This is a genomic window from Winogradskyella sp. 4-2091, from assembly GCF_045765065.1.
Lineage (GTDB): Bacteria > Bacteroidota > Bacteroidia > Flavobacteriales > Flavobacteriaceae > Winogradskyella.
In genome coordinates this window covers 229,325-245,757 of record NZ_JBJKOD010000002.1, presented here as the reverse complement: position 1 = coordinate 245,757, position 16,433 = coordinate 229,325, and the positions used below count along the sequence as shown (strand labels likewise).

The window sequence follows — 16,433 nt, the reverse complement described above, 5'->3', positions numbered from 1 at the left end:
GTTTCCAGAACCAGACAGTTTTTTTCTAAACTATTTACAAATCAAACCCAAGGTTAACGCCTAATTTCTTAGCGATTATAGAGGTAATTCTATTTTTAAGTTCTGGTATTTTAACCGAATCCATAACGTTGTTGCTAAATGCAAACATCAATAAAGCGCGTGCTTCCTTTTCTGGAATTCCTCTAGAACGTAAATAAAACATAGCACTTTCATCTAACTGACCAATAGTACAGCCGTGAGAACATTTTACATCATCTGCAAAAATTTCAAGCTGTGGTTTCGTGTTGATACTTGCTTTATCACTCATTAAAATGTTGTTATTAGCTTGAAACGCATTGGTTTTCTGTGCTAATTTTTCAACAACCACTTTTCCGTTAAATACACCTGTTGCGTTGTCATCAAAAATACCTTTGTAATCTTGGTGGCTTTCGCAATTTGGTTCTATATGGTGTACTAATGTGTTATGGTCTACGTGTTGCTTATCTCCAATAATGGTAATCCCTTTCATGGTAGAATCTATACGTTCTCCATTTTGATAAAAGTTAAGATTGTTTCTCGTTAATTTACCACCAAAAGAAAAGGTATGCACTTTGGCTAAACTCTCTTGTTTCTGATTTACGTAAGTGTTATCAATTAAGGACGCACTTTGCTTATCATTCTGAATTTTGTAATAATCTACAATAGCACGTTTATTAGTAAAGATTTCAGTTACAGAATTCGTTAAAACAGGATTGTCTGTTAAACTCTGATGACGCTCTATAATCTGAACATGTGCATTCTCGTTAACTATAATTAAGTTACGTGGTTGTAACATTACTGCAGCCTCATTTCCTGTTGAAAAATGAATAATTTGAATTGGTTTATCTACAACTTTATGCTTTGGGATATTGATATATGCACCTTCTTGTGAAAATGCCGTATTTAAAGAAGATAAACCATCTTTACTAGCAATTTTATTGAAGTAATTATCAATAATTACTTTGTATTTTGGTTTTGTAAGCGCAGCAGACATTAAGCAAACGTCTAAACCATCATGCGTGGTTTGTGATAAATGCGAAGAGTACTTACCATCTATAAAGATGATTTTATATGAATCGATTTCATGAATAAAATACTTCTTGATATCTTTAAATTCTAACGCATTTTCATTTTTAGGGAATACGCTGTAATCTTGTTTTAAAACAGAATTTAAGGATGTGTATTTCCAATCTTCTAATTTCTTAGTTGGAAATCCTTCTACTTCAAACGTCTTTATGGCTTCAGTACGAATATCATGTATGGAAGAGTGCACATCTACTGTGTCTTCAAATGCCATAAATGACGATACTAATTTTTCTTTTAAACTCATTCTTGTTCAGTTTTCAGGTTTCAGTCGCAGTTTTAGTTGTATAAACTGGGATCGTAATCTGTGTCCTATGTTATTATTTAAAGAAGTTACAAAAAGATTGAGTAATCAGTTCTGAGTTAGCACTTACAAACTGAGACTGAATACTGCAACTAGCGCAGAGCGCTATGCGTTAACTTCTTCTTTAATCCAATCGTAACCTTTAGCTTCTAACTCGTGTGCTAATTCTTTTCCTCCAGATTTTACAATCTTTCCGTTGTATAAAACATGAACAAAATCTGGTACAATATGGTCTAATAAACGTTGGTAGTGGGTAATTACAATAACAGCGTTGTCTTTAGATTTTAATTTATTGACACCATTGGCTACAATACGAAGTGCATCAATGTCTAAACCAGAATCCGTTTCATCTAAGATGGCTAATTTTGGCTCTAACATGGCCATTTGAAAAATCTCGTTACGTTTCTTTTCTCCACCAGAGAATCCTTCGTTTAGAGAACGTGATAAAAACTTACGATCAATTTCTAAAAGCTCAGATTTGTCTCTAATCATTTTCAACATGTCCTTGGCAGGCATATCTTCTAAACCTTTAGCCTTACGTGTTTCGTTGATTGCAGTTTTCATAAAGTTAGTGACGCTAACTCCAGGGATTTCTACAGGATATTGAAATGATAAAAACACACCTTTGTGAGCACGTTCTTCAGCAGCTAATTCTTCAATATCTTCATCTTCTAATAAGATATTTCCTTCTGTAACTTCGTATTCTTCTTTACCAGCAATTACGGAAGCTAAAGTACTTTTACCTGAACCGTTTGGTCCCATGATAGCATGAACTTCTCCTGCTTTTACTTCTAGATTAATACCTTTTAATATGGCTTTGTCTTCTATACTTGCGTGCAAGTTATTGATCTTTAACATAATCTTATTTTGCTAATTTTATAACGTCTTTTGAATCTGGGTCTAGTGTTTCCACCTTTAATATTTCTTTTATTTCAACTCTAAAAGGCCAACCCTCTTCGCCTTCTGGTTTTTTAAATTTTCTTACTCTAACAGTTACAGAAACCATATCTGTAGATTCTTTCTTTAGAGGCTTAACTTCCTTTTCTAAAAGTTGTAAGTTATCATCAATGACAACACCATAAATTTCACTAGCCGTTTGTAAAACTGCTGCGTCTTCAAAATAAACGTAGTCTCCTTTCATGGTTATAAAACCATCATTTTCGTCATACGATTTTGCTCGGTTTTCTTCGAGGTCAATGTCTTGCTTAGGTTCGTTCTTACAAGAGAACATCACTAAAGCTAAAATGATAATTAAATGTACTTTTTTCATAATATGTTGTCATTCCTGCGAAGGCTAATGTCCATTGTTACTATCCAACAGAACCTTCTAGACTTATTTCTAATAATTTTTGAGCTTCTACAGCAAACTCCATCGGTAATTTATTTAGGACTTCTTTACTAAATCCATTAACGATTAACGCAATTGCTTTTTCAGTATCGATACCTCTTTGATTACAATAAAATATTTGGTCTTCACCAATTTTACTTGTAGTTGCTTCGTGCTCAATCATGGCACTTTTATTTTTCGCTTCAATATATGGGAAGGTATGTGCACCACATTCGTTACCCATTAACAAACTATCGCATTGCGAAAAATTACGAGCATTTTCAGCTCTAGAATTAATTTGAACCAATCCACGATAAGAGTTTTGTGACTTACCAGCAGAAATTCCTTTAGATATAATTGTTGATTTTGTGTTTTTACCTAAGTGAATCATTTTAGTACCAGTGTCGGCTTGCTGATAATTATTTGTTACAGCGATAGAATAAAATTCGCCTACTGAATTATCACCTTTTAAAACACAAGAAGGGTATTTCCATGTTACTGCAGAACCTGTTTCAACTTGTGTCCATGAGATTTTTGCATTTTTCTCACAAAGTCCTCTTTTAGTAACAAAGTTAAATACACCACCTTTTCCTTCAGCAGTTCCTGGAAACCAGTTTTGTACAGTAGAATATTTTATTTCGGCATCATCTAATGCTATCAACTCTACAACAGCTGCGTGTAATTGATTTTCGTCTCTACTTGGTGCTGTACAGCCTTCTAAATAAGATACATAGCTGCCTTCATCAGCAATAACAAGTGTTCTTTCAAACTGTCCTGTACCTGCTTGGTTAATTCTAAAGTACGTTGACAATTCCATTGGGCAACGTACACCTTTTGGGATATAACAGAAACTACCATCACTAAATACAGCAGAATTTAAAGCTGCGTAAAAGTTATCTTTTTGTGGAACTACTGTTCCTAGATGTTTTCTTACCAATTCTGGATGTTCTTTAATGGCTTCAGAAATACTCATAAAAATAATGCCTTTTTCGCCTAAAGTCTTTTTAAAAGTTGTAGCTACAGAAACTGAATCTACAACGACATCCATAGCAACACCAGCTAATTTCTTTTGCTCATCTAGGGAAATACCAAGTTTTTCAAAAGTGGCTAATAATTCTGGATCTACTTCGTCAATACTATCGTACTTTGGTTTACTGTTTGGTGCAGAATAATAAGATATCCCTTGAAAATCTGGTTTCTGATAGCGAACGTTAGCCCACTCTGGCTCTTCCATTTCTTTCCAAACTTTAAATGCTTCAAGTCGCCATTGGGTCATCCATTCTGGTTCTTCTTTCTTCTTAGAAATAGCAATTACAATTTCTTCATTAAGCCCAACAGGAAATGTTTCAGATTCAATATCTGTGTAAAAACCGTATTCGTATTCTTTGGTTTTTAGCTCTTCCCTTAAGTCGTCTTCTGTATATTTTGACATGTCTTCGTTTTAATTTTAAAGTGAAAAAGATTCACCGCATCCACAAGTTCGGTTGGCATTAGGGTTATTAAAAACGAAACCAGTTCCGTTTAATCCACCTGAATATTCTAAAGTTGTACCAATGAGGTATAAAAAACTCTTTTTATCTACAATAATTTTCACGTCGTTATCTTCAAAAACCTTGTCCTCTTCTGCTTGTGATTTGTCAAATTTTAAATCATAAGACAAGCCAGAACATCCACCGCTTTTTACGCCTACTCTAACGTAGTCTGTATTTGGGTTGAAGCCGTCATCTGTCATAAGCTCTATGACTTTCTTTTTAGCGTGATCTGAGACTTTAATCATATCGTTTAATAAATTTGTTCTGATACCAGTTTACTTTGTTCTAAAATAAATTGGTTTAAATTGAGTGCAAATATACGATATAACAAAGGTTAAACCATAGGCACTAACATTATATTAGTATATGATTTGATAAGATTTGTCTATTGAAGTTGTGCGAATAAAATTTAGCTAAGAAGTTGCTTTGAGTTTATTAAACCGTTTTGTAAGTCTATATAGCTCTTGGAGCGTGTTTTTTAACTGTGAATTGTGAACTGTATTATTTTCAAAATTTCCATGAGAATCCGTATTAACCACAGCATCGCAATGCGTGCAAGTGAGTTCTAATGAATAATCTATATTGGTTTTAGATCTCACATAATTATGCCCAAAGATGGCACAGGGTAATAACTCTGTTGATGTAGGTTTCATTCTATTAATTATCTAAACTTGGGATGACCAATTTATAAAATCAATATTAAAAAGAGTTAAAATGCTTAAATTTTCGATGAAATGCATTGTGATTTGTGATTTTTGAGTGTTTTAGTCAATTTTGAAGGATAATTTTAGGTTTATTTATAATGAGCAATTGGCTATTTTTAGTACATAGTTATAAGGAATTGAGGTGGTTCACTACAAAATCGGAGAAATAGTTATAAATAATGTTATTAATACATACTATTAAAAAAAAGCATAATATTTTTGCAATATGATTGAAGATAAAAACCCACAGCGAACACCTTTGAGTGAATTAGGTGAATTTAAACTTATAGAGCATTTAACAGATCATTTTAAAATTACGCAAAAATCTACTATTAAAGGAATTGGTGATGATGCTGCAGTTTTAAATTTTGGTAAGAGTCAAATTGTTGTATCAACCGATTTATTAGTGGAAGGTGTGCATTTCGATTTAAGCTACGCACCATTAAAGCATCTTGGTTATAAAGCCGTCGTCGTTAATCTATCTGATGTTTATGCTATGAATGCCATGGCTACTCAAATTACGGTATCAATTGCGGTTTCTAATCGCTTTTCTTTAGAAGCGTTAGAAGAATTATATGCAGGTATTACTACTGCTGCAAAAATATATAATGTTGATGTAATAGGTGGAGACACAACATCTTCAACTTCTGGATTAATAATTTCCGTAACAGCAATTGGTAAAGTTGAAAAAGGAAATGAGGTTTTAAGATCCACAGCTAAACCTAACGATTTATTGGTGGTTACTGGTGATTTAGGAGGTGCTTTCATGGGATTACAAGTTTTAGAACGTGAAAAAGAAGTTTTTAAGGTTAACCCGAATAATCAGCCAGATTTATCAATGTATACTTACATTATAGAACGTCAATTAAAACCTGAGGCTCGAAAAGATATTGTGGAATTATTGAAAGAACTGAAGGTAAAGCCAACAAGTATGATTGATGTTAGTGACGGAATATCTTCTGAAATTTTACATTTATGTAAACAAAGTAAAGTTGGAGCTGATGTTTATGAGAACAAAATTCCTTTAGATCCTCAAGTAATCTCTACATGCGAGGAATTTAATGTTGATAGCACTACGATTGCTTTAAATGGAGGAGAAGATTATGAATTGTTAATGACAGTGGCTCAAGAAGATTTTCCTAAAATAAAAGGCAATCCTAATTTAACCGTTATTGGTTATATAACAGAAGAAGATAGAGGTATGCATCTCGTAACGAGAGCAGATGAAAAGATTCCTATAATAGCAAAAGGTTGGAATGCACTTAAAGATCAATCATAAAAAGTTTACGACCCTTTTCTAAACGTTTGTTATGCACCCTGTGCAAAACAGCATTGATTTCTTTGAATTTTGGTGTTAGTGGAATAAAATGCCCATCACCATCGATAGTCATTTCAGATTTGCAGTTTTTACACTTATACTCTTTTACATGATAAGTAACATTTTTGGAGACTTTATAGTCGTGACCAAATAATGAGCAATAAACGTGTTTCATTAATTCTTAATTATAGAGGGATTAATATAATTGAGGGTGTAGAAATATATGAATTTAAGTTGCTAATAAGTTATCAACACTTAATAAATCGACGAACTGATTAGTTTTTGCTGTAAACGTACTGTTCTGTTATTATAAATACGTTCTAATGCTAGATTGATTTCTTGACGTTTTTCTGTTAACTCCGTAAGTTTCCCTGTACTACTTGTGGTTAATTGTTTTTTACAACAGCTACATGTGTACTCTTTTACATGATGAGTTACTTTTTTGGTTAATTTATAATTATGACCAAATAAATCGCAATATACTTTTGTAAGTTTCATAATAAATTGTTTACAAATTATTTGTTAAGAGGAATGTAAACTTATGGAAAAAAGCAAAAACAAAACGTTAAAAGGGTTTATTTTTCGACAAAACGCATCAATAAGTAAGATAATTCTGATTTATTTTCAATATGACTCATATGCCCTTCAGAAAGTTCGTGGTAAATGATATCCGTATTTTCAATTTGAGATTTTATTCTTTCTCCATTTATCAAGGGATCTTTCTTCCCAATGATTATTATTTTTTTCGATTTTAAACTTTTAAAGACCTCAAAATAGTCTGGTCTAAGTTTCATGCCTTCTGAAGCAGCAATGTAACCTTGAACAGGTGTTTTCAATGCTATTTTTAAGGCATTATTGTATTCAGTCTTGTATTTCATTTTGCTTTCAATTGAAAATAAATTCGCAAAAGACATACTTACCAAGTTATTAAAATTTGTTTTTACCATTTGATTGGCTCTAGTTCTGAGTGCTTTTTTTTCAGCATCATCGGCTTCAAAGGTAGAATTCATTAAACACAAACCATCTAACAGATTTGGTTTAAGTTTTGCTATTGCTAATGCCACATAGCCACCCATTGAGTGACCAATAACTTTTGCTTTATTCATGTTGTTGTGGTCTAAAATTGCAATTACCACTTCGGCCATATCTTGCATTGTGTGCACATAACCTAAGCAATCACTTTTGCCGTGACCAAGTAAATCAATGCTTACTACTTGATTGGTACTTGATAATTGAGGAATAAAATCATTCCACATTTCTAAAGTTTCTAAAAAACCGTGAAGTAGAACAATGGTTTTACCTATACCTGTAATGGTGTAATTAATATTACTATTCTTGTAGCTAAGTGTCATATGGCAAAGATAATTTTTGCAATTGTTTTCTCTTCTAAATTCCCTTATAACATTTTAGTATCTTTGAAAATAATCAAACCTGAAAATTGAATTCGATGATTTTAAAACGTCTTTTTTTAACCATATTTTTTATTTCTGCATATCTATTAAACGCTCAAATTGAAGAAGCGCACTTAGATAAACTCGTTCAAGAAACCTTAACAACGTTTGACGTTCCAGGAATTTCTGTTGGTATTTATAAAGATGGAAAGGTTGTGTATTCTAAAGGACATGGTGTGCGTTCATTAACCAATAAAAAGGGTATGAATGATGAAACCTTAGTTGGTGTAGCTTCTAATAGTAAGGGTTTTACGTGCTTTGCTTTAGCAATGTTAATTGATGAAGGGAAATTAAATTGGGATGATAAGGTAAGAAAACATATACCAGAATTTCAATTGCACGATGCTTGGGTTACGGAAAATTTTACGGTTAGAGATTTAGTAACTCACAGAAGTGGCATGGGATTAGGTGCTGGCGATTTAATGTTTTTTCCGGAAGGCAGTGATTTTGGTGTTAATGATGTCATCAATAACGTTAAATACTTAGAACCTGAAACTTCATTTAGAAGCAAATTTGCCTACAATAACAACATGTTTATCATCGCTGGCGAAGTATTAAAACGTGTAAGTGGTTTGTCTTGGGAAGAATTTATAGAGACTAAAATTATGAAACCGGTTGGAATGATTAATAGTAAGGCCTCTTATAATCGTGTTACAGATAAATCTAATATTATTGATGCACACACTATGGCTGAAGGTAAGGTTGTGCAAATTCCGCATGATTGGAGTGAAACTGCAAATCCCGCAGGTGGTATTGTAAGTAACGTTCCAGATATGTTAACTTGGGCAGCTTTTTTAATGAATGATGCAGTAACCAATACTGGAGAACGTTTGCTAAGCAAAGAACAATTTCATCAACTGTGGCAATTACAAACACCTTTAAATGTGTATCCTAATGATTCTTATAATTCTAATTTTAAAGGTTATGGACTCGGTTGGTTTTTAACTGATGTAAAAGGCGGACACAAACAAGTATATCACACAGGTGGTTTATTGGGTACGGTAACTCAGTTTACTATGATTCCAGATTTAGATTTAGGGATTGTAGTATTAACCAACCAAATGAATGGTTCTGCTTTTAATACCATTACCAATACTATCAAGGATGCCTATTTGGGTTATGAAAACCGAAATTGGTTAGAGAAATACGGAAAACGAAATGCTGATTATATAAAATATAACGATAGTTTAAAAGCTGATGTTTACACTAAAATATATAAAGCCCAAAAACTTAAAACCCTACCAAAACCAGAACATATAGTTGGTACGTATACAGATGATTGGTTTGGAGATGTTATAATTTCACATCAAGCAAAAAAAGGATATGCTATAAAGAGTAAACGTTCCTCAAGATTGTTTGGAGAATTATTACCATTAAATGCAACAACTTTTGTTGCAAAATGGAATGATAGAAGTTACGATGCAGATGTATATGTGAATTTTACATTCAATGAGAACGAAGAAGCTGTTTCAGCAACTATGAAATACATTGCACCAATAACAGATTTTAGTTTCGATTTTGAAGATTTAAAACTCAAGAAGACAAAATAGTGGATATAAAACGCAAAGAATTATTAGTTACTAGTTTTGCATTGTTCTCCTTGTTTTTTGGAGCTGGTAATTTATTAATTCCACCTTTATTGGGTTACAAAGCTGGCGAAAATTGGTTTTGGGTTACTATTGGTTTTATGATAACAGCAGTAGTGATTCCAATTTTAGGAATTCTTGCTCACGCTAAACTTCAAGGAACATTATTTGATTTTGGTAAAAAAGTATCGCCTACATTTAGTTTAATCTATTGTATTCTAATTTATGTGATTGCTGTGGCCATTCCTTCGCCAAGAACAGCAGCTGCCACTCATGAGATTGCGGTTTTTCCAGCTTTTGGTACGAGTCCATTATTAACTAGTGCCATCTATTTTTCCTTAGTATTAGTATTTGTGCTTAATCGTTCAAAAATATTAAATCTCATCGGAAAATTTCTAACGCCATTTATCGTCATCATGTTATTGGCTGTTATTGGTATAGCTTTATTTTCTTCAGAATTTAATACAGGAACTTCACAATTTGAAACACCAATTGTTACCGGAATATTAGAAGGATACCAAACTTTTGATGCTATTGGAGCAGTCGTTGTTGGAGCAGTTATCATTGTGTCTTTAAATTTTGATAACATGGCTGTTGAAGCCTATGCATCTAAACGTACGTTAATTAGAAAATCTGGTATTATCGCAGGTGTAGGGCTGTTTGTTATATATGCAGGTTTAATAGCAATTGGAGCTTATTATAGTTCAGATATTACGGTAAATGGAGCGTTGAGTAATGATATGCAACGCGCAAACTTATTACGAGCTATTAGTATTTCGTCTTTAGGTAAATTTGGGAATACTGTTTTAAGTATTCTTATCTCATTGGCATGTTTTACAACAGCTATTGGTATTGTTGCAGGTACAGCAGATTATTTTAAAGGTTTACTTAACGACTCTAAGTTGGTGTATGTTATCACTGCGATATTAGCATGTGTTTTGGGTGTTGGTGTTGGTCAATTAGATTTTAACTCTATAATTGTTGTGGCTGTACCAGTTTTGTTATTAATCTATCCTATCACTATAGTCTTAATTTTATTGAACGTTTTGCCTCAGAAATTGGCGACACCTTTGGTCTTTAGAGTTGTAGTTATAATGACGCTTCTATTTAGTATTCCAGATGTGATAGGTTTTATGAGTCCATCAGAAGAATTAAAATCAATAACCAGCTATATTCCTTTTGCAAACTATAGTTTAGGATGGGTTTTACCTGCTGTAATTTCATTTTTTGGAATCTCTTTCATTCCGAATAGTAAATATTTCAAAAGATAATTTTGTTATATAATTAACAATTTGTGTAAAAAGCAACTATTTTTTTAATTTTTATGTTTATTACAAATGTCAACTCTACATTTGTTCTCTAAATATTTAAAAAGTTATGTTAGTATATAAGTTTGGAGGTACTTCTGTTGGTTCTGTAGAAAACATGAACCATGTAAAAGAAATCATTGGTACTAATGGTAAAAAAATTGTGGTGCTGTCTGCAATGTCTGGTACAACAAATGCTTTGGTAGAAATTTCTGATTTAATAAAAGAAGGGAATACTGAGTTAGCCCAAAAACAGATTATAGAATTAAACGAAACCTATAAAGAAACCGTTTCTAACTTAATACAAGATAACGGTTTGCAAAAAGATGTTATTGATTATGTCAATTCTATTTTTGTGTCATTATTAGATAATGTTTCTCAATCGCATTCAGAATTACTTCATAATTCAATCTTAGCTAATGGAGAGTTGCTTTCAACTTATATGTTTAGTAAGTTATTGCAACAACATGGAGTCAGTGCTGCGCTTTTACCTGCTTTAGAGTTTATGAGAATTGATAGAGCAAATGAACCTGATAATTTCTACATCAAACAGAATTTAGAACGTTTAATGCAAAATAAAAATGACGCTGATGTTTATATAACACAGGGTTTTATTTGTTTAGATGTTGATGGAAATATTGCAAATTTACAACGAGGAGGTAGTGATTACACAGCAACCATTATTGGTGCGGCCATTGAAGCTGAAGAAGTTCAAATTTGGACAGATATTGATGGTTTTCATAACAACGACCCTCGTTTTGTAAATGATACCAAAGCATTATCGCATTTGTCTTATGATGAAGCTGCTGAGTTGGCTTATTTTGGAGCCAAGATTTTACATCCACAAACCGTAATGCCTGTTCGTAATTTAGATATTCCTTTGCGATTAAAAAATACAATGGCACCAAATGCGCATGGAACATTAATAACAAATAAAATTCATGGCGAAGGCATAAAAGCTATTGCAGCAAAAGATGGAATTACAGCAATAAAAATTAAGTCAGTACGTATGTTATTGGCACACGGATTTTTAAAGAAAGTATTTGAAATTTTTGAGAAGTACGAAACGTCTATCGACATGATTACAACGTCTGAAATTGCGGTGTCATTGACCATTGATAACACAACGCATTTAGAAGCTATAACTGAAGAACTAGAGAAGTTTGCAACCGTTGAGGTTGATGATTATATGAGTATTGTTTGTTTGGTAGGTAATCATATTATATATCATCCTGATACGCCAGAACTTTTTCAAGTACTGCAAGACGTTAATGTACGAATGATTGCGTATGGTGGAAGTAATAACAATATTTCATTGTTAGTAAACTCTAGTGATAAATTAGAAACCTTACAGAAACTACAACGTTATGTTTTTGAGTCTACTACAGTAGAGATATAAATAAAAAAAAGCGCTTTTTAAAAAGCGCTTTTTTTTTTGTTATTAATTAGAATTAAGCATTCATCAAATCCTCAATTTCTTCAGCTTCAATAGGAATATTTCCCATTAAATTAAATGGTTCGCCTTGTTCTTGCACAACGACATCATCTTCTAAACGAATACCAAAACCTTCATCAGGAATATAAATTCCAGGTTCTACCGTAAATACCATATTGGCTTTAATAGGTTCGTGCAGTAAACCATAATCGTGAGTATCTAATCCGATATGATGACTTGTGCCGTGCATGAAATATTTTTTATACGCTGGCCATTTTGGATCCTCATTTTGCACATCAGCTTTGTCTAATAAGCCAAGGTTTAATAGTTGGTCTGTCATAATTTTACCAACTTCTACGTGGTATGCTTTCCAGAGCGTACCAGGCACTAATAATTTTGTAGCCTCTTTTTTAACATGATTTACAGCATTGTAAACCGCTTTTTGTCGGTCTGTAAATTTTCCTGACACTGGAATCGTTCGCGATAAATCACTTTTATAATTGGCATATTCTGCAGCAATATCAAATAAGATTAAATCGCCAGCTTTACATTCTTGGTTGTTTTCAATATAATGTAAAACATTAGCGTTGTTTCCACTTGCAATAATTGGCGTATATGCAAACCCTTTAGAGCGGTTTCTAACAAACTCATGTAATAATTCAGCTTCAATTTCATATTCCCAAACACCAGGTTTTACAAATGGTAAAATTCTTCTGAATCCTTTTTCAGTAATATTACAGGCATGCTGCATTAAATCTATTTCAATCTGGTCTTTTACAGAACGTAAACGTTGTAAAATAGGATTGCTTTTTGCAACGCTATGCGCAGGATATTTAGCCAATAACCATTTTGTAAAACGGTCTTCTCTAGTTTCAGTTTCTACATTAGCTCTGTAATGCTCATTAGTGTTGATGTAGAATGTATCGCAATATGTAGAAAGTTCAGCGATTGTTTTCTCTAAATCTTGAAGCCATAAAACGGTCTTAATTCCACTAGTTTTAAATGCAGCTTCCTTAGTTAATTTTTCGCCTTCCCAAACTGCGATATGCGCATTAGTTTCTCTAACAAATAAAACTTCTTTAAAATCTTCATTTGGACAATCTGGAAATAACACCAAAACACTTTCTTCTTGGTCAACACCACTTAAGTAAAAAATATCTCTGTGCTGCTCAAAAGGCATGGTGCTGTCTGCACTAATGGGATAAATATCGTTAGAATTAAAAACAGCTAAGCTATTAGGCTTCATTTGCGAAGCAAAATTTTTGCGATTTTTTATGAAGAGTTTTGAGTCTATTAAATCGTATTTCATGATTGTAAAATTTATAGGTAATCACAAGGTGTTCATTAAAAATGAATTCTTTGTAAATGTGTATGGTTATTAATTTCAGTTCAATCTCAAAGGTAATGAAACTAAAAATGCAAGCAAAAGTCCAAGACTAGAATCTGTTAAAATTTAAGAGTCTTTTATGACGGTTCGTTTTGAAATGCTTAATTTCATAGCATTAAAAATCCAACCACAATAATTATGTCCAAATTCCTCTCGTTTGCCTTATTTTTAAGTTCTTTTTTTACTTTTTCTCAGCAACCTGCTACTTCTGCAGAAACCATTAAAGATGCTTTAATTGAAAAGCAAAAAATGCAAGAAACATCTTTAGTCAAAAATGTACCTTTTAAAAATATAGGACCAACTGTTATGAGTGGTCGTGTGGTAGATGTAGATGTAAATCCGGATGAACCTTCAGAATTTTATGTTGGTTATGCATCAGGTGGTGTTTGGCATACTACTAATAATGGGACAACGTTTACGCCGATTTTAGACAGTTCAGATACTCAAAATGTTGGCGATATTGCAGTAGATTGGAAAAACAGAACCATTTGGGTTGGTACAGGCGAAAATAACAGCTCAAGGTCTAGTTATGCTGGTATTGGAATTTTAAAATCGTCAGATAATGGTGCAACATGGCAGAATGTTGGTTTACCAGATTCACATCATATTGGTCGTATTCTTATAAATCCTAAAAGCCCTAATGAAGTTGTCATTGGAGTGACTGGTCATTTGTATTCGCCAAACGACGAGCGTGGCATTTATAAAACTACAGATGGCGGTAAAACTTGGACTAAAACATTATTTGTGGATAATATGAGCGGTATTATTGATGTACAACATGCGCCAGATAATTTTAATATAATGTTTGCTTCCTCTTGGACTAGAGATAGAAAGGCATGGAATTTTACAGGAAATGGAAATAACTCTGCAATTTATAAAAGTACAGATGCAGGAGCTACTTGGACAAAAGTATCAATTAAAAAAAGTGGATTCCCAACAGGAGAAGGTGTTGGTAGAATAGGAATTGCAGTTTATGATGAAAACACTATTTATACTATTCACGATAGTCAGTTTCATAGAAAAGCTCAATCTAAAAAGAGTAAATCTTCAGGATTAACAAAAGAAGATTTTAAAACCATGAGTGTTGAGGCTTTTATGAAGCTTGAAGACAAAAAACTAAATGCTTATTTAAAAACCAATGGATTTCAAGAAAAATATAGAGCATCCAACGTTAAGCAACTCGTAAGTAGTGGGACGGTAAAGCCAATTGATTTAGCACATTATTTAGAAGATGCAAATGCTTTACTTTTTGATACACCAGTTATTGGAGCTGAGGTTTATAAAAGCACAGACGGTGGAAAATCTTGGAAAAAAACACACGATGATTATATAGATGGTTTATACTATAGTTACGGTTATTATTTTGGAGAAATAAGAGTAGATCCACAAGATGCTAATGGCATTTATATAATGGGAGTTCCTATTCTTAAATCTAAAGATGCTGGTAAATCGTTTACATCCATTAGCCGCGAAAATGTACATGCAGATCATCAGGCACTTTGGGTAAACCCTAAAATGCAAGGTCATCTTATTAATGGAAATGATGGAGGACTAAACATGAGTTATGATGATGGTGAGAGTTGGGTGAAATTAAATTCGCCTAGTGTAGGTCAATTTTACGCTATTAATGTAGATAATGAAAAACCATATAATGTTTATGGTGGTTTGCAAGATAATGGTGTTTGGGTTGGTGCACATAATGCAAGAGAAGATAAAAGCTGGCACCAAAGTGGTCAATATCCATGGGAATCAATAATGGGAGGCGACGGCATGCAAATTCAAGTAGATAGCAGAGACGCAAATATTGTTTACACAGGATTTCAATTTGGAAATTATTTTAGAATTAATCGTGAAACAGGTAAGCGTAAATATATTCAGCCTAAACATACCTTAGGAGAAACGCCTTATCGCTTCAATTGGCAAACACCAATATTGTTATCACCACATAATCAAGACATTTTATATTTAGGAGGCAATAAATTGATGCGTTCTATGAATAAAGGCGATGATTTTGAAGCTATAAGTAAAGATTTAACCAATGGAGGAAAAAAAGGAAACGTAGCTTATGGTACTTTAACAACTATTAGTGAGAGTCCATTTCAGTTTGGCTTAGTTTATACAGGAAGTGATGATGGTGTTGTTAGTGTTACCAAAGATGCAGGAGGAAGCTGGACTACAATTTCAAATAACCTACCAAAAAATTTATGGGTTAGTAGAGTGGTTGCATCTCAACATAAAAAAGAACGTGTTTATGTCACTTTAAATGGATATCGTTGGGATGACTTTAAAGTTTATGTTTATGTCAGTGACGATTATGGACAAACTTGGAAAGCAATAAACAGTAATATTCCGTCGTCTCCAGTCAACGTGATTAGAGAAGACCCTTCAAAAGAGAATCTATTATTTTTAGGAACCGATAATGGTGCGTATGTTTCATTTAACAAAGGAAAATTATGGGAAGCATTTTCAAATGGTATTCCAAATGTTGCTGTGCATGACATCGTTATTCAACCTGAAGCTAAAGATTTATTGATAGGAACACACGGAAGAAGCATTTATAAAACTAATATTGAAGCGCTTCAATCGATGAATATTGAAGATTCTGATAATAATATTTCATTTATGGAGATAGAGCCTATTAAATATTCTCGTCGATGGGGAAGTTCTTGGAGCCCTTGGTCTGAAGCTTATATACCAGAAACTACCATTAAGTTTTTTAGTCATACTGCTGGTCAAAAAACTTTAAAAATTGTCTCTGAAAAAGGTACTATATTAAGTTCAAGATCAATAGCTATTGGCAAAGGTTTTAACTACTTAGATTATAATTTAGAGCTTACGGAAAAAGGAAAAAAAGCTTTAATGAAAGAAGACAAAAATATTGAATTTAAAGAAACAGGAAATAAGAAAATTTATCTACCAAAAGGTGTTTATGAGATAAGGATAGATAATGCCAAAACCAAATTAGAAATTAAATAATTTGG

At 32.8% G+C, this 16,433-nt stretch carries 14 protein-coding genes; 5 read left to right on the top strand and 9 right to left on the bottom strand.

The features are described 5' to 3' along the window. Positions 1 to 34 precede the first annotated feature (34 nt). The 6 genes from sufD to ACJBCC_RS03425 all read right to left on the bottom strand — a co-directional run bounded on the left by sufD (position 35) and on the right by ACJBCC_RS03425 (position 4,917). Complete coding sequence (gene sufD / locus ACJBCC_RS03450; RefSeq protein ID WP_299098370.1) at positions 35 to 1,348, bottom strand: Fe-S cluster assembly protein SufD; 1,314 nt, start codon at positions 1,346 to 1,348, stop codon at positions 35 to 37. A gap of 162 nt (positions 1,349 to 1,510) precedes the next feature. After that, on the bottom strand, positions 1,511 to 2,263 hold the full coding sequence (sufC, locus tag ACJBCC_RS03445; protein WP_299098371.1) for a Fe-S cluster assembly ATPase SufC: 753 nt from the start codon (positions 2,261 to 2,263) through the stop codon (positions 1,511 to 1,513). Between the two features lie 4 nt (positions 2,264 to 2,267). Beyond that, positions 2,268 to 2,675 (bottom strand): hypothetical protein, encoded by a 408-nt coding sequence (locus ACJBCC_RS03440; protein WP_407556408.1) that lies wholly within the window; start codon positions 2,673 to 2,675, stop codon positions 2,268 to 2,270. 40 nt (positions 2,676 to 2,715) lie between these two features. Beyond that, positions 2,716 to 4,164 carry a Fe-S cluster assembly protein SufB gene (gene sufB / locus ACJBCC_RS03435; RefSeq protein WP_407556407.1) on the bottom strand — a complete coding sequence of 483 codons (1,449 nt, stop codon included), beginning with the start codon at positions 4,162 to 4,164 and terminating at the stop codon, positions 2,716 to 2,718. Between the two features lie 15 nt (positions 4,165 to 4,179). Further along, positions 4,180 to 4,509: an iron-sulfur cluster assembly accessory protein gene (locus tag ACJBCC_RS03430; protein WP_299098374.1), complete on the bottom strand. Its 330-nt coding sequence runs from the start codon at positions 4,507 to 4,509 to the stop codon at positions 4,180 to 4,182. A gap of 168 nt (positions 4,510 to 4,677) precedes the next feature. After that, a complete protein-coding gene (locus tag ACJBCC_RS03425) occupies positions 4,678 to 4,917 on the bottom strand; it encodes a hypothetical protein (RefSeq protein ID WP_299098375.1) in 240 nt (79 codons plus the stop codon). A gap of 277 nt (positions 4,918 to 5,194) precedes the next feature. Here ACJBCC_RS03425 and thiL point away from each other — a divergent pair, with 277 nt between their 5' ends. After that, complete coding sequence (gene thiL / locus ACJBCC_RS03420) at positions 5,195 to 6,247, top strand: thiamine-phosphate kinase (RefSeq protein WP_407556406.1); 1,053 nt, start codon at positions 5,195 to 5,197, stop codon at positions 6,245 to 6,247. Positions 6,248 to 6,541: 294 nt separating this feature from the next. Here the strand turns inward: thiL and ACJBCC_RS03415 are convergent, their stop codons facing one another. Together ACJBCC_RS03415 and ACJBCC_RS03410 are read right to left on the bottom strand one after the other, a co-directional pair. Next, positions 6,542 to 6,784, bottom strand: a complete 243-nt coding sequence (locus tag ACJBCC_RS03415; protein WP_299098377.1) for a hypothetical protein — start codon at positions 6,782 to 6,784, stop codon at positions 6,542 to 6,544. 77 nt (positions 6,785 to 6,861) lie between these two features. Then, a complete protein-coding gene (locus tag ACJBCC_RS03410) occupies positions 6,862 to 7,638 on the bottom strand; it encodes an alpha/beta fold hydrolase (protein WP_407556405.1) in 777 nt (258 codons plus the stop codon). 95 nt (positions 7,639 to 7,733) lie between these two features. On the opposite strand from ACJBCC_RS03410, the gene ACJBCC_RS03405 reads away from it, so the two are divergent. The 3 genes from ACJBCC_RS03405 (at position 7,734) to ACJBCC_RS03395 (ending at position 12,029) form a co-directional block, all read left to right on the top strand. Beyond that, positions 7,734 to 9,287 carry a serine hydrolase gene (locus tag ACJBCC_RS03405; protein ID WP_407556404.1) on the top strand — a complete coding sequence of 518 codons (1,554 nt, stop codon included), beginning with the start codon at positions 7,734 to 7,736 and terminating at the stop codon, positions 9,285 to 9,287. Continuing rightward, positions 9,287 to 10,594 carry a branched-chain amino acid transport system II carrier protein gene (brnQ, locus tag ACJBCC_RS03400; RefSeq protein ID WP_407556403.1) on the top strand — a complete coding sequence of 436 codons (1,308 nt, stop codon included), beginning with the start codon at positions 9,287 to 9,289 and terminating at the stop codon, positions 10,592 to 10,594. The genes ACJBCC_RS03405 and brnQ overlap by 1 nt, the downstream gene beginning before the upstream one ends. 106 nt (positions 10,595 to 10,700) lie before the next feature. Next, complete coding sequence (locus ACJBCC_RS03395; RefSeq protein WP_299098381.1) at positions 10,701 to 12,029, top strand: aspartate kinase; 1,329 nt, start codon at positions 10,701 to 10,703, stop codon at positions 12,027 to 12,029. Positions 12,030 to 12,081: 52 nt separating this feature from the next. On the opposite strand, the gene ACJBCC_RS03390 is transcribed toward ACJBCC_RS03395, so the two are convergent. Beyond that, positions 12,082 to 13,374 carry an aminopeptidase P family protein gene (locus tag ACJBCC_RS03390; RefSeq protein WP_299098382.1) on the bottom strand — a complete coding sequence of 431 codons (1,293 nt, stop codon included), beginning with the start codon at positions 13,372 to 13,374 and terminating at the stop codon, positions 12,082 to 12,084. Positions 13,375 to 13,590: 216 nt separating this feature from the next. Here ACJBCC_RS03390 and ACJBCC_RS03385 point away from each other — a divergent pair, with 216 nt between their 5' ends. Continuing rightward, positions 13,591 to 16,428 carry a VPS10 domain-containing protein gene (locus ACJBCC_RS03385; RefSeq protein WP_407556402.1) on the top strand — a complete coding sequence of 946 codons (2,838 nt, stop codon included), beginning with the start codon at positions 13,591 to 13,593 and terminating at the stop codon, positions 16,426 to 16,428. The last annotated feature ends 5 nt before the right edge of the window (positions 16,429 to 16,433 follow it).